Raw genomic sequence first — 21,260 nt, forward strand, 5'->3', positions numbered from 1 at the left:
TTTATCTAAAGCTGGTATGGTGGGTAGAAAAGTCAATCAGTTGCGCTTTAACCCGCTTGTAAGAAAGTAGAAATCATCATGTTAACTATATTTAGATATCTTTTTGGAACCCAACAGACACGGATGCTCAGTCGTTATCAAAAACTTGTTAAAGAAGTCAATTCTCAAGAAAAAAAACTGCAGTCTTTAACAGATGATCAGCTTAAAGCAAAAACAGCAGAATTTCGGCAAAGACTAAAAGATGGAGCACCACTTGATGATCTTCTTCCTGAAGCGTATGCGGTGGTAAAAGAGGCTTGTAGACGGCTTTGCGGCATAGAGATGCATGTCTCGGGGTATGATCAAAAATGGGATATGATTCCTTATGATGTCCAAATTTTAGGAGGTATTGCCCTTCATCACGGCTCCATTGCAGAAATGCAAACAGGAGAAGGGAAGACCCTTACTGCTGCGATGCCCCTATATCTTAACGCCCTCACTGGAAAACCGGTTCATCTTGTCACCGTGAATGACTATCTTGCGCAAAGGGACTGTGAGTGGATTGGATCGGTGTTTAGATGGCTGGGGATGACAGTTAAATCTCTTACAAATGCGACGCCTCAATCACTTAGAAAAGAGGTGTATGCAGCAGATATTGTGTATGGAACCGCTTCTGAATTTGGGTTTGATTACTTAAGAGACAACTCCATGGCGCAGCAAGCATCTGATCAATGCCAAAGAGGGCACTATTTTACCATCATTGACGAAGTGGACTCTGTTCTCATTGATGAAGCAAGAACCCCTTTAATCATCTCAGGCCCGGTAGCAAGTTCTCGTCAAATGTATGATGTTTTAGAGCCCCCTGTCTCTGAGCTGATCCGGTTTCAAAGAGATCTTTGCAATAAGCTCGCCACACAGGCAAAAAAAACAGTTGATCAGTTAGATTTTTTGAAGGAAAAAGAGGTTAAACTGTCTAAAGAAGATGAGGCAAGCGCTAAAGCAGCCTTTCGTAAGCTGTGGCTTGTGGGTAAAGGTATGCCCCACAATAAGATCTTAAAGCGGTTAAAAGAAGATCCTAAAGTGCGCTCTTTTGTGGATGAATGGGATATTTACTATTACGGAGAGCAGAATAAGGAAGAGAGAATAGAGGCTCTTTCTGAGCTTTATATCACAGTTGATGAAAGAGGCAATGAATATGAGCTCACTGATAAAGGGATGCACCTTTGGGTAGAGATGAAGCAGTCTGCTAACGACTTTACGATGTTAGATCTAGGAGAAGCTTACGCGCTCATTGATCAAAATACAGCTCTTACAGACGATGAGAAATTAAGCCAAAAGGTGAATTTACGAGAAGAGGATGCACTGCGGAAAGAAAAAGCGCATAACTTAAGGCAGCTGTTAAGAGCGTATCTTCTCATGGAAAAAGATGTCGATTACATCATTCAGGACGGAAAAATTGTCATCATTGATGAAAATACAGGAAGACCGCAACCTGGCCGCAGATTTTCTGATGGCCTTCATCAATCAATTGAAGCTAAAGAAGGCGTTGAGATCCAAGGCGAGACGCAAACCTATGCGACGATTACGCTTCAAAATTACTTTAGGCTGTATGAAAAACTAGCAGGCATGACAGGAACGGCCATGACAGAGGCAAGTGAATTTAAAGAGATTTATAAACTTGATGTTCTCTCCATACCCACCCATAAACCTTCACGCCGGTTTGATTTTGATGATGAAGTGTATATGACAGAGCGGGAAAAATATTTAGCGCTGCTCCAAGAGATTCAAAAGGTACATAGGGAGGGGCGCCCGATCTTAATTGGAACAGAGTCGGTGGATATCTCCGAAAAAATTTCCAGGATCTTAAAGCAAAATAAACTTGAGCATACTGTACTCAATGCGAAAAATCATGCTAAAGAGGCAGAAGTGATTGCTCTTGCTGGAGAAAAAGGGGCGATCATGGTCGCAACGAACATGGCAGGAAGAGGAACAGATATTAAGCTCTCTCCTGATATCTCAGCACTTGGAGGTCTTCATGTCATTGGAACAACAAGACATCAATCTAGACGGATTGATCGGCAGTTAAGAGGAAGATGTGCAAGACAAGGGGACCCTGGAAGCTCCAAATTTTTTATCTCATTTGAAGACTCATTGTTAAGGCTGTTTACCTCCCCCCGTGTGGCGACCTTTTTACATAAGTTCCGTCCTCCTGAAGGAGAGCCGATTTCTGCTAAGGTATTGAATAGGTCAATTGAAACCGCGCAAAAAAGAGTTGAGCAAAGAAACTATCAAATGCGTAAACACACTCTTGAATACGACGATGTGATGAATAAGCAAAGAGCCGAGCTTTATGCATTTCGTAACGATGTGCTCCATACAACTGACATTTTATCTCTTGCCGAAGAGGTGTTAGAAGGACTCTCTATGCAAAAAGTGGCAAGGTTTTTAGGAACTGATAAGCAAGCTTCTATGCAAGGATTAGAATCGCTTACAAATTGGCTCACCACAAACTTCCCTGTCACCTTTGATCTACAAGTAGAAGCTCCTCTAGAAGTGGAAAAACGGGTTACAGAGCAAGTGATAGGAGCGTTTCGTTTAAAAATGGAGCAAGAGCGTAAGAAAATAGATAACATTGAAGCTTTAGTTCAAGGTAAAATGAACCCTTACTCTTCTGATATTCTCGTTGATATCGTGCGGAATATTTTGATCAGGAGCATTGATAAAAAGTGGCAAGAACATCTTCTTATGATTGACTATTTAAAATCCGAGGTGCATTTACGAGTGGTAGGACAAAAAGATCCTCTCATGGAATTTAAGCATGAAGCGTTTGAGCTGTTTAATCACTTAAGTGAAACGCTTAAAGAAGAGATTGCTCACGCTCTTTTTAAATTTCAAATGGTGCTGCCGGAAATCAAGAGCTCAAAAAAAGTCCCTTTAGAAGATAGCTCTTTTCAAGCTCCCTTCCGGGTCAACCTCTCTCTCATGCCTGAAATAGAGTCTTAAACTGAGCAGTCAAAGCACTTAAAAATACAAAGGGTTTAAAGAGAATGCATATCTCTTTAAACCCTTTTTTTATACCGTGTGATGTCCTAAATATTTAGGGGGAAGGTTTTGATGTATGACTTAGCCAGATTATTTGTTCGGACTTTTGAGTCCAAAATAGATGAGAGGCAAAGAGATGATTAACATCAAAAACCAGTAACTAGCGTTCATCTCTAAGTGTAAAATCCCTTGCTCTGAAAAGAAAAACTGCAAGAGTCCAACTGTAAAAAGATTACTTCCTACAACTAACATGGCGGTGGAAGAAAAAGACATTCCCTCTTCTTTACTCTCTTGAACAGGCTCTTCTGAGGGTAAAGAGATCCCTTCTGAAGGGGAGAGAGGTTTTGAGGGGTAAGGGGGATTATAAAGAGCTGCTAGGGGATCTTCTCTTGAAGAAGAAAACGGTTTCATATCACCCTCCATTTGAATGGGAGCAAAGCAATAAGGGCATTGAGAAGATTCATAAGGAATTCTCCCATCACAATTTAGGCACATTTTTTGACGTTCTGCAGACTTCATTTGATTTCCTCTTTATTAATTTTATAACTTTGGGTGTTTTTTTACCTCAACCTTTGATAAAATCACATTTTTAGAAAGGATAGATGCATGACCGAAAAAATGTGTTACGATGTAGTAGTGATAGGATCGGGTCCAGGGGGATATGTTGCCGCGATAAAATCGGCGCAAGCAGGAAAAAAAGTGGCGCTGATTGAAAAGCATCTCTTAGGCGGAACATGTTTAAATGTAGGGTGCATTCCAACTAAAACGTTAATTGCTGGCGTAGAGGCTTTACACGTTGTGAAGCAGGCAGAAAAACTGGGTATTACGATTGGAGAAATCTCAGTTCGCTACGATAAAATGAAAGAGCGTAAAGACGGCGTCATCACAAAAATACGTCAAAGCTTAGAGGGGCTCATTAAGTCGAATAAAATCACGATATTTAAAGGGTTAGCGACATTTACAGATGCCTTTGAAATTAAAGTGAAAGGGGAAGACAACCTCTACATTAAAGGGGAAAAGTTTATTCTAGCAACAGGATCTACACCGGTTGACATTGCCGCATTTCCTTGTGATCATACCCACATCTTTAACTCCACATCCATTTTAGAAATGACAACACTTCCAGAGTCCATGGCCATCATTGGAGGAGGGTATATTGGGTGTGAGTTTGCCTCTTTATATGCAGAGCTTGGCGTTAAAGTCACCATTTTAGAATCGCTTCCCTCTCTTGTGACATCTCTTGGAAAAGATATCTCTCAAACCCTTACCCAAGCGTTTAAGAAAAAAGGGATCGAGATGAAAACAGGAGTCACTGTAAGTCACCTTGAAAAAACTGCGTCTGGAGTGACTGTACACATCCAAGGGCAAGACCCTATTTCTGTAGGGATTGTACTTGTTGCAACCGGAAGGAATGTGAATACAGGCGGTCTTGGATTAGAAATGGCTGGTGTGAAGACATCAGAGAGAGGAGCTATTTTAGTGAATGATAAAATGGAGACCTCTGTTCCTGGGATTTATGCAATTGGAGATGTGACAGGAAAAGTGATGCTAGCTCACGTAGCTTCTCATCAAGGGATTGTGGCTGCAACAAACGCCGTAGGAGGAGATGCCTATATGCATTATGAAGCAGTGCCAGCTGTCATCTTTACCCATCCTGAAATTGCAACAGTGGGGATGACTCTTGAAGAGGCAGCTCAAAAAGGGTATTCTCCACAGCTTGGTAAGTTTCCTTTTCAAGCGCTTGGAAAATCGATTGCAACGCTTGAAACAGAGGGGTTTGCAGCGGTTGTGATTGATCAAAAGACAGGGCAAATTTTAGGGGCTCAAGTAGTCGGGCATAACGCGTCATCTTTAATTGCGGAAATGGCTCTTGCGATCAGTAATGAACTCACCATTGAATGTGTGACAGAGACCATTCACGCTCATCCAACGCTTCCAGAAGCTTGGTTAGAGTCAGGACTCATTGCTCAAAATACACCGATACATTTTCCCCCTAAGATCCTCAAATGATTCTAGAAGATGATGTTTTCAATCCAGCCCCTTTACCTAAGTTAAGAGTCTTAAATCAACTCCCCTCTAATCCTGAAGGGAAAGGGGGAAGGTTTCCCTCGTGGCTGCATAGATCTCTTCCTAAAGGAAAAAGCCTTTCTAAGACGAATCATATCTTAGAAAAATATGGTCTTAATACCGTCTGCGAAGAGGCTAAATGCCCGAATAGACTTCACTGCTTTTCTCATAAAACAGCTACATTTTTAGCTCTTGGAAAAGCGTGTACGCGCAATTGCGGTTTTTGTGATATTGACTTCACGAAAACGCCTCTTGCATTAGAGGCTGATGAACCTGAGAGAATTGCACTCTCGGTTGCAGAACTTGGCCTTAAACACGTCGTGATTACCATGGTGGCAAGAGATGATCTTCCTGATGGTGGGGGAGAGCAGATGGGACAAATCATTCAAGCTGTTAGATTGAAAAATCAAGAGTGTACGATTGAAGTTCTGACCACCGACTTTGAAGGCCGTGTAGAATCGCTTGATCTTGTATTAAACCGCCATCCAGAGGTTTTTAATCATAACATTGAGACAGTAAGACGCATAAGCCCTAGAATCCGTCACAAGGCAACTTATGATACAACACTTAAGATGCTTCAGTATGCTCACGCTTCAAAAAAGGTGTCCTTTGTGAAGTCAGGACTCATGGTGGGGCTTGGAGAGACAGAGAGTGAAGTGTTTGAAACACTGCAAGATTTAAAAAATGCAGGGTGTCAAATTGTCACCATTGGGCAATATCTTCAAGCAGATAAAAGAAAGCTTCTTGTGAAAGAGTTCATCACCCCTCAGCAATTTAAGCGGTATGAAGAGTATGGATACTTGATTGGAATACCTCAGATGTATGCAGGCCCTTTTGTGAGGTCATCGTTTAACGCGCATGAAATCAAGCTATTAGCTGGGGAAAAAATGGCTCTAATAGAGCCTTAATGTTCAATCACTGCCCGGTCAAAATCAATGAGGAGTAAAGAGTTCACCGATATGTTTTTAACATATGGCTGTTGCAGATAGAAAATGGTCATCTCTGTCACAGGAATAGAGGGCATTTCATTTAAGAACACTTTCTCTGCAGCGCACACATTTTTCCACTTATCTTCTTCAGAAATCGCGCTATAAGAACTTGTTGTATAGTGGATAAAGTCTTTATTCTCCCACCCTGTATAGTTAGGCTGTACATTTTTCAGCTTAAAAATCTCTAAGGTGTTAGAAGGGTCGTTATGCTGAACTACCCAACCTGACCACACAATTTGAAAGTCTTGATCATAAAATTTTCGAACCAGGATCGGGCCATCGACATTTTCAATTTTGACTCTAATCCCTAGCTGCTCTTCCCACATCTGTTGAATGGCTGCAATGGCTTTTGTAGACGTGCTGTAGTTAATCGTAATAGGAGGAAATTGTTCTAAAGAAACACCTAGTTCTTGGAGCCCAAGAGAGAAAAGGTCTTTTACATTCATAGGAAGAGGTGTTTGCCCAGCTGCAAACGGGCTTCCTTTCTTTAACACTTGAGGAACCAGGCCAACAATAGGAGAGGGATCATCAAGATGCATCACATCTTGCATGAGCATCTTCCTGTCAATGGCGTAAGTGAGCGCCTTTCGAATGTTGACATTATTAAAGGGAAACCTAGTGGTATTAAGAAACATCCACTGTTGCCCAGCGATTTGGCAGGTGTGAAGATTCATGGTTTGTTTCAGCGTTGGAATCGAATCTGTTGGAATGCGGCTAGTAGGTTCTCCTAACCAATCGAGCTCTTTCTTTTCAAACATCAAAAGAGCTGTCGCTTGATCTTTAATGATATAGTAGTGAAGTTGATGCAGCTGAACCGCCGTTGCATTCCAATAACCCTGATTCTTCTCTAAAATAATGCGATCTTGAAATAAATATTTATTTAAGATGAAAGGACCTGAGGATATGATCTTCTTCTCATTCGGAGCAGAAGTTTGCATACTGGGGTGCACAGGTGAGAATATTGAGTTAATCAAAATCTCTAGAAAACGGGGGTTAGGCTCTTCTAAATCGATGATTAAGGTAGCGCTATCTAGGGCTCTAACTCCCAGTTCATCGATGGGGAGCTCCCCTAAAAAGGTCTTTTTGCCGTTTTTTAAATTAAAAAACAAGTTGGTGTTAGCTGAGGCATACGCTGGAGTGAGCGCTGCTTTCCACGTATTTTCAAAATCTTGAGCCGTAATACGGGAGCCATCAGACCAATAACACTCTCTAATTTTAAAGGTGTATTGCTTAAAATCTTTAGACACTTGATAGGATTCAGCCAGCTCCATTTGAGGGATCATCTCTTCATTGAGTCTCACAAGACCCGTAAAGAGCATCCTAACAACTGCCTGGTTATGCATACTGACCCCCTTCCGAGGATCAAAAGAGACAATATCAGTTCCTAAGCTTGTGCGAAGGATTTGCTTGTCTAGCTTTTTCTCTGTAGTTGAAGAGTGACACCCACATAAAGCAAATAGATAGATAAATATTGCGAAAAGTTTCATTTTTATTAGCCTCTAATTGTTAAGCAAATAAAAATTATTGGCAATCATAAAGATGGATATCATACGGTATAGAGTCATAAAGAAGCTGTTTTGAGTGAACTCTTAGGAGTATTTTAGAAGATTAAAAAGAGGTAAGGGGATGAAAGGCTTTTAAATGCATCAAAAAATAGACTTCAGGAAATTCAATAAGTAACAAGAGAGTAATCGTTCTGGTTTAGAGCTTCATGCGTTTAAAATCGCTAAAGGCAGCCCTTTATACATAGGAAAATCCCCCTTCTTTATGACTTAAGAAAGGGGATAACGACTCGTTTAGTTTTCTGTCCAGCCAAGGACATCCCGGATAATAGACCACCGTCTTGTTTGGGTCTTATAAGAAGCAGTTTTTCCAAGCACCCAAATATTAAACTGCTCTTCTGTAAACCCTTCACTTTTTTTCAGCTCAAGCCACGCATCAAGGTAGGTTTGTAGCTTATGACTGCCTTGCGCTGTCATATACCCAAATGTGTCTTTAGCTTTAAGAGATTCTGGAATAATGACGGTAAAATCGGGGTAGTTAGAGCTCCATGAAAGCGACTGAAACTCTCCTCTTAGTAACACATCATTGGGATAATACGTGATGAAGTCTTCGTAGTCATCAATGAAAGCAATCTTTGCAGGAGGGACTAAAGAGTAGGCAATTTTTTCATACGTAGAGCCTCTTTTTACGACAAGCTTCACATGAGGGTGGTGTAAAAGCGCTTCAGGAGAAGCGTAGGCTTTGCGGAGTTTTTTTCTAAGCGTAAAGGCAAGGCGTGATTTTAAATACGGCTGCGTAAAGTGCGCTTTTTCTAATCTCTCTTCGTTAATGCTAATGCATGACATAGCAATATCATAGAGCCCTTGGTTTAAGTCTTTAGCTAAAGAGGAGAGGTTAATGGGAACAAGTTCTAGCTGACATTTTAAATCTTGAGCGAGCGCATACGCTAAGGCAATGTCATACCCTACAACATCTCCTTTTTCGTTATAAAAACAAAACGGGACAGATTCTGGGTTATACCCTACACGGAGTATTCTAGAAGCTAAGATCCTATCGAAGGGATCTTTAGATCTAGGAGGTGGAAGAAGGTCTTGAGGCCCATAAACATGCACTTTAACAGGCTCTGGAAGACTTAAATGATAAATACTTGGAGCTGGATTTGTAATGGGGGGAAGTTTAATCCAGTTTTTAAACGCTCCAATAAAAAGAAACACAGGAAATAGAATCAGAAGAAGATGTTTAGCAATTTTTCCAAATTCAAATTTTAAGAATTTGTGAGAGCTGAGAGCAACTAATAAAGAGAGACTAGAGATTTCTACGACAGATGTGATCGACTGAAATCCAGCTGTAAAGGGAAGCGTTGCCATATACGTATCAATAGCGTTTAAAGGGAGGCCAAGCGTTCCTAATAAGAAGTTAAGAGAATTAATCCAAGATCCCATTCCAATCGATCCTAAGCTTGTTAAAAAGGTAGTGAGAAAGAGTTGGATTTGAGAGTCGCTATTAATCGAGATGTTATAAAATGTTGCAGTAAAAAAGATAAATACAGTGATGAAAAGAGATCCTAGTGGCAGGTTGAAAAGGACAGAGACAATCCCTTGCACCTGATCACTTAGCGTGCTTTCTTTATGATAATAAATCTCAATCTCCCGTTTAATAATTTCGATGAGGAAGGGGAGGGTAACGATGACAAGATTTGTGGTAAAAGCCACTAGCATGATAGGCGCTAAGCTCTTTAGCCATCTGCCAGCTGGTATGTTCGTTAACATCCCGACAATATGCGGTATGATCCATAGGGCTAAAAGGCACATCCCTAAAATGTAGAGAATGAGATAGGTGCCAATTTGTTTAAAGGTAATCAGGTGCATTGAGCCAATGCGATCTGCCATAATCAAAAATGTTCCTAGTGGAGCTAGTCTACTAATCCAACCTGTCATCGTTGTCAAAGCTTTTACTAACGTATCTAATACGCCCATAAACGTTTGCTTTTCCCGGACATGCATAAGAGCAATACCAATCAAGAGCCCAAAGACCACAACTGCTGGAATGAGGTTATTGGCAAGGGCTGCAAAGATGTTAGAGGGGATTAAAAGCTCTGCAAAGTTAATCGATGAGGGCTGAATTTGGGTATAACTTGCGTAATGAACCCCATCTGATTTGGGGAAAAGATAGACGATGAGATAGATGCATAAGATGTTAATGATCCAAAAACAGGTGATAAATAACAGCCCTTTTTGGAGAATATTTTTTGCATGATCAAGAGAGAGTCTTCCGACTCCGTGAATCACAGCACAGATCAAATACGGGATGGTTGTCACTTTTAAAATCATGACATACGCCTCTTCCCAAGGAGCAAAAATGGTGCAAAGATCTCCTAAAAAGATCCCTAGAAATGCGCCGCAAAATGTGGCGATTAACATTTGAAGGTAAAGAGGTCTTCGAAAAAAAGTCATCATAAAAGCCTCTCATAAAAAAGGGTTTAAATGTTTTGGATCCTAGATCCTGGTTTTTGAGGAGGCAAAAATTGCTGCTGCCTCCACGCCTCATACAAAACGATGGCTACGCTATTTGAGAGGTTTAAACATCTTGCCTCTTCTAGCATAGGAATTGTATAAAATTGATCTGGGAATTCTTCTAGCCACTTCGGGGGAAGTCCAGCTGTTTCTGATCCAAAAATCAAATAGTCAGTTGGTTTAAAAGAAATATCTGTATAGGGTTTTGTGGCTTTAGAAGAGAAAAAATAGAAAGAAGAGGGTAAAAGGGGAAGATTGTCTTCAAAGGTATCATCAATGGTGACATTCACCCCTTCCCAGTAATCAAGTCCTGCTCTTTTTAGCCACCTATTCGAGGTTTTAAACCCAAGAGGAGGGACTAAAATGAGAGAAGAGCCAGTACAGGCGCAAGTTCTTACAATATTTCCTGTATTTTGAGGAATCTGAGGTTGATAAAGAACAACTTGCATAGAGTAACTGATATTACCTAATTGCCTGAGAATCTTCAAAAGGGGTAGCAATTTCAGGGCTTCCCTTAAAGATAGGAGAAGAAGAGGGAATTTCCTCTTGAAGAGGAGAGTTGGCTTTAATCACTTCAATATCAAACGTGAGTAAAGAGTTAGGAGGAAGATACCCTTGTGTTCCGTAGCCTAAATCAGGGTGAATGAAAACCGTTCTTTTTTCCCCTTCTTTCATCCCTAAAAGCCCTTTACTAAAGCCGGGGATTGTTTCATCAAGTCTTACAGGTTCAGCTTCTTGGGAGGAGCCAAAAATAGAGCCATCTAGAAATTTTCCGGTATAACGAATAAGAGGTGTAGAGCTTTCATCCACACTAGCTCCTTCTCCTTCATGCGTAATAATATATTGAACTTTGTTTTCCTCTAAAGGATGAACGCCCTTGATTTCTAAGTTTTGATTTAAGAAGTTTTCAGCTTTAGCTAAATTCTCTTGAGACACCTGTTTAAACGCAATCTCTTGAGCTGTTGTAATGGCTTGAATGCATTCTGCTTCACTCATCGGAGGCGCTTTCCCATCAGAGGCATCTTTTAACCCTTGAATCACTTTAGCCATATCAAATCTTAATCCCATGGAATCGAGATTTTTGCCGATTAAATGCCCAAACGCTTCTGAAATTTTTGCGACATCTTTAGAAGAAGATGTTTCTTCCAAAGCATCTGGCTGCGAGGGGTTAGAGACCAAACATGTTACGGAATAGAGCGATAGTGCAAATATGAATTTTTTCATGTAGATCTCCTCATCATCTTTTTTATCTCTTAAGTTACTAGCTTCGCTTCTTTATGTCCAAGTGATTTCCTTAAAATCTGCTCGAATGGCAAGCTCTTGGAGTTGATTAGAAGAAACAGGAGCTGGAGCTTGCATCATGAGATCGCTGCCTTTTTGGGTTTTAGGAAACGCGATCACATCGCGGATATTATCTGTGCCACTTAAGAGCATAATGAGTCTATCTAGCCCAAGAGCTAGCCCCAGGTGAGGGGGCGTGCCGTATTGAAGCGCATTTACAAAAAATCCAAACTTCTCTTCCACTTCTTGAGAAGAGAGGTTTAAAAGGGTAAAAATCTTCTCTTGTAAATCGCTCTCATGAATACGTTGAGAGCCGCCGCCAACTTCATAGCCGTTAATGACGATATCATACGCTTGGGCCCGCACTTTTAAGGGGTCCTCATCAATTAAATGACGATCATCCGGGTGAAGGGCTGTGAAAGGGTGGTGCTCACTTTCTAAACGATTATGCTCTTCATTCCACTTCATCAAAGGGAAATCCACAACCCATAAACAGCTAAACGTGTCACTCTTGATGAGATTAAGCTCTTTAGCAAGGAGCCGTCTTAAGTGATCAAGTCCTTGGTTTACAGAGATAGTATTACCCGCTGCAATGAGAAGGATGTCTCCTACTTCCAGTTGGGCTTTTTCAAAGATTTGAGAAAGTAGCTCAGGAGAGAAAAACTTCCCAATTGGAGATGATATTCCGTCTTGTGTCCGTTTAATCCAAGAGAGCCCTTTGAGGCCAAATTGCTCCACAAAAGAGGTGTACCGCTCTAGTTCTTTACGAGAGAGCGTAGTGCCATTTGCAACTTTAAATGCCTTAATGCAACCCCCTTTTTCAAGCTCACTTAAAAAGATAGAGCATGTAGATGCTTTCACAATGTCATCAAGCCGTATAAACCGCATATCAAATCTAAGGTCTGGCCTATCTGTTCCGTAATATTCAACAGCATCATGATAAGGCATACGGAGAAACGGGGCAGAAATGTCTAATTTTTTATGGTCTTTAAAGAGCTTGATCATCACTGTTTCTACCATATGCATTAAGTCATCAGGATGTGCAAAGCTCATTTCAATATCAACTTGTGTAAACTCCGGTTGCCTATCGGATCTTAAATCTTCATCTCTAAAGCAACTAGCAATCTGAAAATATCTATCCATCCCAGAAACCATGAGAAGCTGCTTAAAGATTTGAGGGGATTGAGGAAGGGCATAGAAATTTCCTGGATAAATCCTTGAAGGGACAAGATAATCCCTTGCTCCTTCAGGAGTGGATTTCCCTAAAATGGGGGTAGAAATTTCGATGAAGTTTTGATCAGAGAGAAAATTCCGAAGAGAGTGCATCACTTGATGCCGAAGGACGAGATTTTTTGCAATTACGCCCCTTCTGATATCTAAATATCTGTATTTTAAACGGAGCTCTTCATTCACATCGATCATCTCATCACTGATGGAAAATGGGGGAGTTTTGGCTTTAGATAAAACAGTAAGAGTCTCTACAGAGATTTCAATGGCTCCTGTTAACATGCGGGTATTATGCATCCCTTCTGCTCTTGGCCTAACAACTCCTGTTACCGAGATCACCCATTCTGATCTTAGCTTAATGGCAGAGTCATAAAGAGAGGGATTTGAAACGGGATCAAAGACAAGCTGAGTGAGTCCAAACCGGTCACGAAGATCCACAAAGAGTAGGCCTCCTAGATCTCGTCTTTTATGGACCCATCCTGAAAGGGTGACAGGAGTCCTGGTGAACGCTTCATTTAACTGTCCGCAGGTGTGAGAAGGTTTGTAATCAGTCATGACTGCTCCGCAATATGATGGGTTAAAAAGGATGCAATTTCACTCCAAGAAATTAGAGAGGAAGATCTATTTTTCATGTCTTTAATTTCAAGAGAGGACGACTTAAGCTCATCATCTCCTACAATGATACAAAATGGGGCATTTAAACTGTTGGCAAGCTGAAGGCCGTGCTGAATTTTTTTTCCTGAAAGATCAAGATCGACTTTCCAGCCAAGGTGTCTCAAAGTTGTCACTTCTTTAAAGCACGCCTCTCTTGCCTCTTTTCCCATTGGAATGAAAAAAAGATCAAGATGAGGAGTCTCAGGAAAAGGAGCTTTTTCTTTATGCATGGTTTGTAAAACTCTTTCTAGTCCTGTTGCAAATCCAACAGAGGGGAGGGCTGGCCCGCCAATGGATTCTAGAAGACCATCATATCTACCACCCGCTCCTATGGTATTTTGAGCTCCAAGGCCATGAGAGATGATTTCAAAGACGGTTTTATTGTAATAATCAAGTCCTCTTACAAGCTTATGATCAATCAGGAAGGGTATTTTTAAAGATGTTAAAAGAGCTTTAACTTTTTCAAAGTGCTCTTTTGCCTCTTCTGAGAGAAAATCTAAGATCGAAGGCGCTCCTTTTAAAATCTCTTTATCTTCTAGGCTTTTAGAATCAAGTATTCTTAAAATATTCTTAGAAAACCTTACTTGACTCTCTTCTGATAAATGATCAAAGTGAGGAAGAAGAAACTGATGGAGTGCTTCTCGGTATCTAGATCTTGTGACTTCATCTCCCACAGAATTTAAATGCACGGTCAGGTTATGAAGGCCAAGTTTTCTATAAATTGCTAAGAGAAAATCGATCATCTCGACATCTTGCTCAGGTGATCCAATCCCTAGAGCTTCAGCGCCAAACTGATGGTGCTGCCGGTATCTTCCAGCTTGCGGTCTTTCATACCGAAACATCGGTCCTATGTAGTAAAGCTTAGAGCATCCAGGAGCTTGATAGAGTTTTTTTTCGCAGTAAGCTCTTAAAGCAGCAGCTGTCCCCTCTGGGCGAAGGGTCATGGATCTATCAGATTTATCATGAAAAGTGTACATTTCTTTAGAGACAATATCAGAGCTTTCTCCCACAGACCGAATGAAGAGGTCTGTATTTTCAAAAATAGGCGTGCGAATCTCTTTAAACCCATAGCTTGAGGAGATAGATCTTAGCACTCCTTCAACGTATTGCCATTTCTCTGATGAGCGCCACAGATCTTCTTCTTTAGACTCATGGGGCACAATATCAAAAAGCCCTTTAGGAATTGTATACTTCATCACATCCTCTTAAAAATAGAATCTCTTCATTCTAAATCCTTCATAGAAACAGAGCAAGGACTTAAAGTGATAAAATCCATTTTTAACTTTTAAAATTAAAGGGCCATTATAGCTTAACAACTTTTCCTAAAACGATCATTTTTATTTTAGTTCCCATCCATCATACGATTGTCTACTGAAGAAGGGGTATCCTCATCATTTCCAAAAAATCATTAAAAATTGACCTAACCTTATGGAGAGGGTGTGGAATGTAGACTGATACAACAGGCTGTATTCAGGCTTACAAGAAACAGTTATTTACGATAAAATGGATCTCTGTGAGTAGAAATTTGATCACATGATAAGAAATATGACATAAGAGCTACATGTAGCCAAACCATTTCAAAAAAACTAGAGACCTTAAGAGGAAATATGCGGCTTATTTTATCAGGTATTTTATTGTTTACCTCTCTTTTTGCCAAAGAGACATTTGTTATTGGAACAACAAGTGGATACGCCCCTTTTGTGAGCTTAACAATAGAGGGGTCTTATGAAGGGTTTGATATTGATATGGCAGAGCTCATTGCAAAGAAGCTGGGTAAGACAGTTGTGATCAAAGACTACGGAAGTATGGCGGGGTTAATGCTCGCTTTAAAGCAGCAGAAAGTAGACGCTCTTCTTTGGGCCATTTCGATAACAAAGGAGAGGCAAGAAGCCATGCATATGATTTATTATCAAGGCGAGAAGATAAGTGAAATCTCACTTCTTTATAAAGGAGATCAAAACTTATCTTATCAAGAATTCATAGATAAGAAGGTAGGCGCCATTTGTGTGGAAGCCGGAACCTTTCAAGAGGCAGCTCTTGTAAAATCTTCTCCTTTTAAACTCAAACAAGTGACCCATATTGCCGATGCCATTTTGGAGCTGAGGTATGGTAAGTGTCAAGGCGTTGCGATTGATAAACCGCTCATTAAAAGGTTTCAAGAGCAATACCCTGAGTTTAAAGTTTTAAGTTTTCCTCTTCCTGAGAGTGAAGCGTCGTTAGGAAATGGCATTTGCATTAAGCATCAAAATACAGCGCTCATTGAGCAAGTGAAAATAGCTGTAGAGGAACTGATCCAAGAAGGCTCTATTGCAAAACTTGAGAAAAAGTGGGGCCTTGAGATTTAAATGGACTCTTTCCAGATGATTAGGGACGCCCTTCCTTTACTTATGAAGGGATCTGTCATGACCCTTCAAATCGCTCTCCTTTCTTTTATCATGAGTCTTGTGATTGGGACTGTGTGCGGAATACTTACCTGCCGGCATTTAAAAATACGGGGGATTTCAGAATGCATTGAAGGAGTGACATTTGTCTTAAGAGCGATTCCTTTTTTTGTGCAGCTTCTTCTCATGTATTTTGTGATTCCTGATGTCCTGAAGATTGATATGACAGCGGTTACAGCATCGATTATCTCACTTGGACTGTGTTCTTCAGGGTATATGACCCAAATCATTAAATCAGGCCTTGATGCTGTTCCTGTATCGCAGTGGGAGTTGACATTTTCTTTAGGGTATACAACCTATCAAAGCCTCCGTTTTGGTATTTTTCCTCAAGCGTTTCTCTCTGTTCTTCCCAACCTTAATAATGAACTTGAGTCACTTCTTAAAAGTACAGCCATTGTCTCTTCGATCGGCGTGCTTGAGCTCACCCGTATGGGGATGAACATCGTCTCAAGAGAGATGGAGCCTGTCCCGATTTACCTCACTGTAGCACTTTTTTATACGGTGATGTCTTTAATGATTAAATGTTTATCCCTATTTTTAGAAAGACGGTTTTTCTATGTTAAAAGTTAAAGAGCTATCTCTTTTTAAGAATAAAACCATACTCTCTCAGGTGTCCTTAGAGATTCCTTTAGGTCAGGTGACTTGTTTCTTAGGAAAAAGTGGGTCTGGAAAAACCTCTCTTTTAAGATGTTTAGCCCAGCTGGAAAAAAGCTATCAAGGAGAAGTGAGTTATGAGGGGAAAAAGATCTCAACTCTTTTATCTCGTGAAAGGGCGCATTTAATGGGATATGTCTCTCAATCGTACCCGCTTTTTCCGCACCTTTCTGTATTTGAAAACTGTTTACAGCCGCTCACTTTACACTGTAAAGGTGTAAAAGAAGATCGTTATATCCAGATTCAAAAGGTGTGTGAGTCTTTAGGCGTGCACGCCTATCTTGATGCTATGCCGCATGAGCTCTCTGGAGGGCAAAGGCAACGCGTAGCCATTGCCCGGGCCCTTTTACTTGAGCCCTTATTTCTCTTACTCGATGAACCCACATCTGCTTTAGATCCAGAAAATACCGATATTTTGATCCATATTTTAACAAGTTTTAAGAAAAAAGGAGGAAGTGTCTTGATCTCCACACAAGATATGGGATTTGCTGCCCGGGTGATGGATCACGCTTTTTTCTTAAGCTTTGGAGAGCTCTCTCATGAATACATTCCGTCTAGAAAGGAAATGTGTCATGATGAACTGTGTGCCTTTTTTTTATAAAAAAATAGACTCTAACATATTTCTTGGATCAAAACGAAAAGAGGTCTCTTTTTTTTCTTCCATACGGTATGATATTTGGGCTATATGAAGTATCAACTTTTAGATAGCGGCTTTGAACAAAAGCTGGAACAGTTTGGCCCTTATGTGTTTTCAAGACCGTGCTCACAGGCCGTATGGGCCCCTTCTTTACCCAAAACAGAGTGGAAAAAAGCTCACGCCTCTTTTACAAGAGAGCCTTCTAACAGATGGACAGGAAAGTCCCTTCCCTCTCACTGGGTGATTGAGCATGAGTCAGTTAAATTTAAACTAGAGCCAACTGATTTTGGACATGTGGGGATGTTTCCAGAGCATGGAGAGCTGTGGAATTGGTTAAGGCCAAGGTTATCTTCTCAATCTAAAATGCTCAACCTTTTTGCCTATACGGGAGGCGCCACCTTTGCAGCAGCTCAGATGGGATCAAGTGTTTGCCATGTGGATGCTTCAAAAACAGCTGTCGCTTGGGCAAGAGAAAACTGCGCACTCAATCATTTAGAAAAAGCTCCTATTCGGTGGATTGTGGATGATGTAGTGAAGTTTTTAACCCGGGAAGTGAAAAGAAAGAGCCTTTATAACGGGATCATTTTAGATCCGCCCACTTTTGGAAGAGGAAACCGCGGAGAGATCTTTAAGATTGAAACGCATCTGGTAGAGATTTTAAAGCTGTGTAGTGAGCTCCTTGCAGATGGGCCCTCGTTTCTCATTCTCTCTTCTCACACTCCAGGATATACACCGCTTGTTTTACACCATCTTTTACAGCAATGTATGGACAATAGAAACGGTGTGCTAGAAAAAGGGGAGCTCACCATTAAAGGTCCTTTAGATCTTCCTTCAGGCACATATGCGAGGTGGCAAGGTGAATAAACTCACAAGTTCTCAAAATATGAGAGTTAAAAACATTTTGCATTTAAGAGAAAAACGGGAAAGAGATAAAACCTCTCTTTTTCTCATTGAAGGGTATAGAGAGATTGAAAGAGCTGTTTCCTCAGGAGTTGTATTTGAGTCGTTTTATTACTGTCCTCCTTTTTTCTTAGGGAGTAATGAAGAGAAGCTAATCGATCAAATCAAGGCGCCTCTTTTTGAACTCTCAGAAGAGCTCTTTAAAAAGGTGTCTTATAGGGACCGCCCTGATGGTCTTTTAGGGGTGGCTTATCAGATGAAAACCACCTTACAAGATTTAAAGCAAAAAGAAAACGCTCTTTATGTGATTGCAGAGGCGATTGAAAAACCCGGGAACCTAGGAACCATCTTAAGATCGTCTGATGCAGTAGGGGCTGACGGGGTGATTGTGTGTGATCGGTGTACAGATATTTATAACCCCAATGTTGTAAGAGCAAGTGTTGGAACGCTTTTTACCCTGCCTGTAATTGAATCTTCAAGTCAAGAGGTGTTCGAGTGGCTCAAAAAAGAAAAGATTCAAACCGTTGCTACAACGCCGTTTGCTTCTTTAAACTACACAGACGCAAACCTCTTATCCTCTGTTGCCATTGTTGTGGGGACAGAGCAGCTTGGTCTTTCTGATTTTTGGCTCAATTCTGCTGATATCAGTGTCAGTATCCCGATGAAAGGGATTGCAGATTCTTTAAACGTCGCAACCGCTACAACCCTCCTTCTTTATGAAGTTCTTAGACAACGCCGCTATTCTATTTTGTGATAATCACGTCCTAGTCGTGGATAAGCCAGCAGACATCGCTACGCAACCAGAACTCGTAGAGATGGCTAAGCTATGGGTAAAAAAAGAGTTTCATAAACCTGGCAGTGTGTTTTTAGAGCCCATTCATAGGTTAGATAAACCCGTGGCTGGAGTGGTGATCTTTGCAAGAACCAGTAAAGCACTTTCCCGGCTGCAAGAAGAGATGCGAGGGCGCAATATCCAAAAGATTTACCATGCGTGGGTTGAAGGATCGCCTCCTTTAGAAAAAGGGGTGCTAAGGCATTTCTTAGAGCATAAAGAGTTTCATGCAGAGGTGTCTCCGCGCGGTAAAGAGTCGATTTTAACCTATGAAAAAGTAGAGAAAAAACCGGGTAAAACGCTTCTTAAAATTGAGCTTCAAACAGGAAGGTATCACCAAATACGGGCGCAAATGCAAGCGATTGGGTGTCCTATATTAGGGGATAAAAAGTATGGCAGTCAGGTTTCTTGGAGTAAAGGTATTGCTCTTTATGCCACATCTGTCTCTTTTACCCATCCTGTTACCAAAGAGCCTCTATATATTAAAAGCTTGCAAGGGCCTCTGCAATTTGAACGGCATTAAGCGCTGCTCCCTTAAGAAGTTGATCCCCTACTACCCATAAATCAAGAGCATTTTCTTGAGAGAGATCTTGACGGATTCTTCCTACAAAAACAGCATCTTGTCCCGACGCATCAACAGGCATCGGAAAACGGTTTTCTTCCCAATTTTCTAAGACCGTTATACCAGGAGATGTGGCCAAGACTGTATACGCCTCTTCAGGAGATATGCCCCTAGTAAATTCTACATTGATAGAAAGAGAGTGAGCGCGCATCACAGGAACTCTTACACAGGTCACCCCCATTTTAAGATGAGGGAGTTGTAAAATTTTCCTGCTCTCTTCCATCACTTTTACCTCTTCTTCATTATATCTCGAAGCGGTCATAGGAGCGTTATGCGGGAAAAGATTAAATGCATAAGGATGAGGAAACACGTTTGAAGAGAAGGGCGTTTGATTAAGAAAAGCTTTTGTCTCTTCTTTAAGATGCTGCATACCTTGATAGCCAGCCCCGCTTGCTGCTTGATAGGTGGACATCACAACTCGTTTTAAAGGAGCACTTTTGTGTAGGGGAAAAAGTGTCATAAGAGCCATTGTCGCTGTGCAATTTGGAGAGGCGATAATACCTTGGTGATGAGAGAGGGCATAAGAGTTAATTTCTGGAATCACTAAGGGCACTACAGGGTCCATACGAAATGCGGAGCTACTATCAATTACTAAACATCCCTGACTCACCGCTTCTTTTGCAAACTGAAGAGAAACAGCACTTCCTGCTGCAAAAAAAGCTAGATCAATCCCTTGAAAGCAAGAAGAAGTGAGCGGTTCAATAGTGATCTCTTTTCCTAGGAAAGAGAAACTTTTCCCTACAGATTGAGAAGAGGCAAAACACTTAAGAGTATGAAAAGGAAACGCTCTTTTTTCTAAAACACTTAAAATGGCTTGTCCTACAGCACCTGTGGAGCCAACAATCGCAATGGTCATATGAGTCCTTATAATGTAGTGATCAAGAGAGAAGGTTTTTAAGTTCTATAAGAAGAAGAGAGCTTAAAAATAGCCACTTGATAGAGCTTTTAAGAGTAAAAGTAGGGACCTTTTCTCTTAAAAGCCCTTTATTTTAACGCCAATTTTGGATTAGTCAATAGATTTTTTCTCATCCATAAATCGTGAAAATTGATATGTATTTATAGTAAGATGAAAATTAAGCTGTCTATAACACCCCTATTTATGAGGTCATTATAAAAATGATAAATTATTTTCAATTTATACAAAAAAGCCCATTGTTAGGATTTTCACAGGTGCAAAGCTTTTCAGAGAGGCTCTTTTTTTGTGCGATCACGGTTAACAAAGTGCGCTCTCTTTCAACCATCTCTCAACTGCAAACACCTTTAAAATCAGCAGAGTCTATTAAAGAGGCAGAAAATTTGATCAATCATCAATCTTATATTCTTAAAGCTAAAGAAGTGATCCGCATGTATCAACTCATGCACTCTGATAATATTGATCATTCTTTAAAAGAAAAGCTAAAACAACGATTTGATGAAAATGCCAAGAGATCAGATGCTAAATTTTATGCTGATCCTAAGCTTGATGCGTACATTGAAGCGCATCAAGGAAAAATTGAGAATATTAAGGCTTTTAATATAAACAACCTTGCCAACCGAGCAAGATTAGGCAAATTAGATGCCAAAACTTCAGCACATATTTTTCAGATAATTGAAGATGAAATGGATGAACTCAATCGTCAAGTATTAGAAGAAAAGAAGACCGGTTTAACAGGATATGAAGGGTTATGGGATTTGGAGATACATACAGGGAATGGAAAGTTCAGCTCATCTTAAGTAAATTGGATTGGGGGCTCCTTAAAATACCCCTCTTTTGAGAGTGAAGCTTGGTTATGAGCTTAAATTCTTTGATGGATAGCAACACATTAGCTTCCTTTCTAAGAACTATGAAAAGGGGTAGAAAAAGAATTTCTCTTGAGTATCTGTTTTCAAAATCCTTAAAAATTTCCCTTCAAAACCTCTTTTTGATGAAGATAGAGAGG

18 protein-coding genes are annotated in these 21,260 nt (G+C 40.6%); 10 read left to right on the plus strand and 8 right to left on the minus strand.

Features of this window, described 5'->3' with window-relative positions:
* Window positions 1–78: 78 nt before the first annotated feature.
* On the plus strand, window positions 79–2,982 hold the full coding sequence (gene secA / locus ACI7T6_RS00525; protein WP_404665649.1) for a preprotein translocase subunit SecA: 2,904 nt from the start codon (window positions 79–81) through the stop codon (window positions 2,980–2,982).
* A 129-nt stretch (window positions 2,983–3,111) separates the two neighbouring features.
* Here secA and ACI7T6_RS00530 read toward each other — a convergent pair whose 3' ends face one another.
* Complete coding sequence (locus ACI7T6_RS00530) at window positions 3,112–3,540, minus strand: hypothetical protein (protein WP_404665650.1); 429 nt, start codon at window positions 3,538–3,540, stop codon at window positions 3,112–3,114.
* A gap of 87 nt (window positions 3,541–3,627) precedes the next feature.
* Here ACI7T6_RS00530 and lpdA point away from each other — a divergent pair, with 87 nt between their 5' ends.
* Entirely contained in the window at window positions 3,628–5,031 is a 1,404-nt protein-coding gene (lpdA, locus tag ACI7T6_RS00535) for a dihydrolipoyl dehydrogenase (RefSeq protein WP_404665651.1), read from the plus strand.
* The gene (gene lipA, locus ACI7T6_RS00540) at window positions 5,028–5,996 is read left to right on the plus strand and encodes a lipoyl synthase (RefSeq protein WP_404665652.1); all 969 of its coding nucleotides are present in this window, start codon (window positions 5,028–5,030) and stop codon (window positions 5,994–5,996) included. Before lpdA ends, lipA begins: the two co-directional genes overlap by 4 nt.
* On the opposite strand, the gene ACI7T6_RS00545 is transcribed toward lipA, so the two are convergent.
* From ACI7T6_RS00545 to hisS, 6 genes are all read right to left on the minus strand, one after another.
* The gene (locus ACI7T6_RS00545) at window positions 5,993–7,564 is read right to left on the minus strand and encodes a peptide ABC transporter substrate-binding protein (protein WP_404665653.1); all 1,572 of its coding nucleotides are present in this window, start codon (window positions 7,562–7,564) and stop codon (window positions 5,993–5,995) included. The genes lipA and ACI7T6_RS00545 overlap by 4 nt on opposite strands.
* 309 nt (window positions 7,565–7,873) lie before the next feature.
* Window positions 7,874–10,036, minus strand: coding sequence for a cation:dicarboxylate symporter family transporter (locus ACI7T6_RS00550; RefSeq protein ID WP_404665654.1), 2,163 nt, complete (start codon window positions 10,034–10,036; stop codon window positions 7,874–7,876).
* A gap of 23 nt (window positions 10,037–10,059) precedes the next feature.
* Window positions 10,060–10,542, minus strand: a complete 483-nt coding sequence (locus tag ACI7T6_RS00555) for a tRNA (cytidine(34)-2'-O)-methyltransferase (RefSeq protein ID WP_404665655.1) — start codon at window positions 10,540–10,542, stop codon at window positions 10,060–10,062.
* A 13-nt stretch (window positions 10,543–10,555) separates the two neighbouring features.
* Window positions 10,556–11,317, minus strand: a complete 762-nt coding sequence (locus tag ACI7T6_RS00560) for an FKBP-type peptidyl-prolyl cis-trans isomerase (protein WP_404665656.1) — start codon at window positions 11,315–11,317, stop codon at window positions 10,556–10,558.
* 51 nt (window positions 11,318–11,368) lie between these two features.
* A complete protein-coding gene (aspS, locus tag ACI7T6_RS00565; RefSeq protein ID WP_404665657.1) occupies window positions 11,369–13,156 on the minus strand; it encodes an aspartate--tRNA ligase in 1,788 nt (595 codons plus the stop codon).
* Window positions 13,153–14,451 carry a histidine--tRNA ligase gene (hisS, locus tag ACI7T6_RS00570; protein ID WP_404665658.1) on the minus strand — a complete coding sequence of 433 codons (1,299 nt, stop codon included), beginning with the start codon at window positions 14,449–14,451 and terminating at the stop codon, window positions 13,153–13,155. Before hisS ends, aspS begins: the two co-directional genes overlap by 4 nt.
* Window positions 14,452–14,862: 411 nt before the next feature.
* Here hisS and ACI7T6_RS00575 point away from each other — a divergent pair, with 411 nt between their 5' ends.
* The 6 genes from ACI7T6_RS00575 to ACI7T6_RS00600 all read left to right on the plus strand — a co-directional run bounded on the left by ACI7T6_RS00575 (window position 14,863) and on the right by ACI7T6_RS00600 (window position 19,242).
* Entirely contained in the window at window positions 14,863–15,600 is a 738-nt protein-coding gene (locus ACI7T6_RS00575; RefSeq protein WP_404665659.1) for a substrate-binding periplasmic protein, read from the plus strand.
* A 42-nt stretch (window positions 15,601–15,642) separates the two neighbouring features.
* Window positions 15,643–16,266, plus strand: coding sequence for an amino acid ABC transporter permease (locus tag ACI7T6_RS00580; protein WP_404666117.1), 624 nt, complete (start codon window positions 15,643–15,645; stop codon window positions 16,264–16,266).
* Window positions 16,253–16,951 (plus strand): ATP-binding cassette domain-containing protein, encoded by a 699-nt coding sequence (locus tag ACI7T6_RS00585; protein ID WP_404665660.1) that lies wholly within the window; start codon window positions 16,253–16,255, stop codon window positions 16,949–16,951. Before ACI7T6_RS00580 ends, ACI7T6_RS00585 begins: the two co-directional genes overlap by 14 nt.
* 84 nt (window positions 16,952–17,035) lie before the next feature.
* Window positions 17,036–17,851: a class I SAM-dependent methyltransferase gene (locus tag ACI7T6_RS00590; RefSeq protein WP_404665661.1), complete on the plus strand. Its 816-nt coding sequence runs from the start codon at window positions 17,036–17,038 to the stop codon at window positions 17,849–17,851.
* Complete coding sequence (locus tag ACI7T6_RS00595; protein ID WP_404665662.1) at window positions 17,844–18,641, plus strand: TrmH family RNA methyltransferase; 798 nt, start codon at window positions 17,844–17,846, stop codon at window positions 18,639–18,641. Before ACI7T6_RS00590 ends, ACI7T6_RS00595 begins: the two co-directional genes overlap by 8 nt.
* Window positions 18,604–19,242, plus strand: coding sequence for an RluA family pseudouridine synthase (locus ACI7T6_RS00600; RefSeq protein WP_404665663.1), 639 nt, complete (start codon window positions 18,604–18,606; stop codon window positions 19,240–19,242). Before ACI7T6_RS00595 ends, ACI7T6_RS00600 begins: the two co-directional genes overlap by 38 nt.
* Here ACI7T6_RS00600 and ACI7T6_RS00605 read toward each other — a convergent pair.
* Window positions 19,202–20,197: an aspartate-semialdehyde dehydrogenase gene (locus ACI7T6_RS00605; protein WP_404665664.1), complete on the minus strand. Its 996-nt coding sequence runs from the start codon at window positions 20,195–20,197 to the stop codon at window positions 19,202–19,204. The two genes, ACI7T6_RS00600 and ACI7T6_RS00605, sit on opposite strands and share 41 nt — an antisense overlap.
* A gap of 314 nt (window positions 20,198–20,511) precedes the next feature.
* Between ACI7T6_RS00605 and ACI7T6_RS00610 the strand changes: the two genes are divergently transcribed.
* Window positions 20,512–21,054: a hypothetical protein gene (locus tag ACI7T6_RS00610; protein WP_404665665.1), complete on the plus strand. Its 543-nt coding sequence runs from the start codon at window positions 20,512–20,514 to the stop codon at window positions 21,052–21,054.
* Window positions 21,055–21,260 lie beyond the last annotated feature (206 nt).

Origin of the sequence: Rhabdochlamydiaceae symbiont of Dictyostelium giganteum (assembly GCF_964291045.1) — a bacterium.
GTDB lineage: Bacteria > Chlamydiota > Chlamydiia > Chlamydiales > Rhabdochlamydiaceae > PALSA-1444.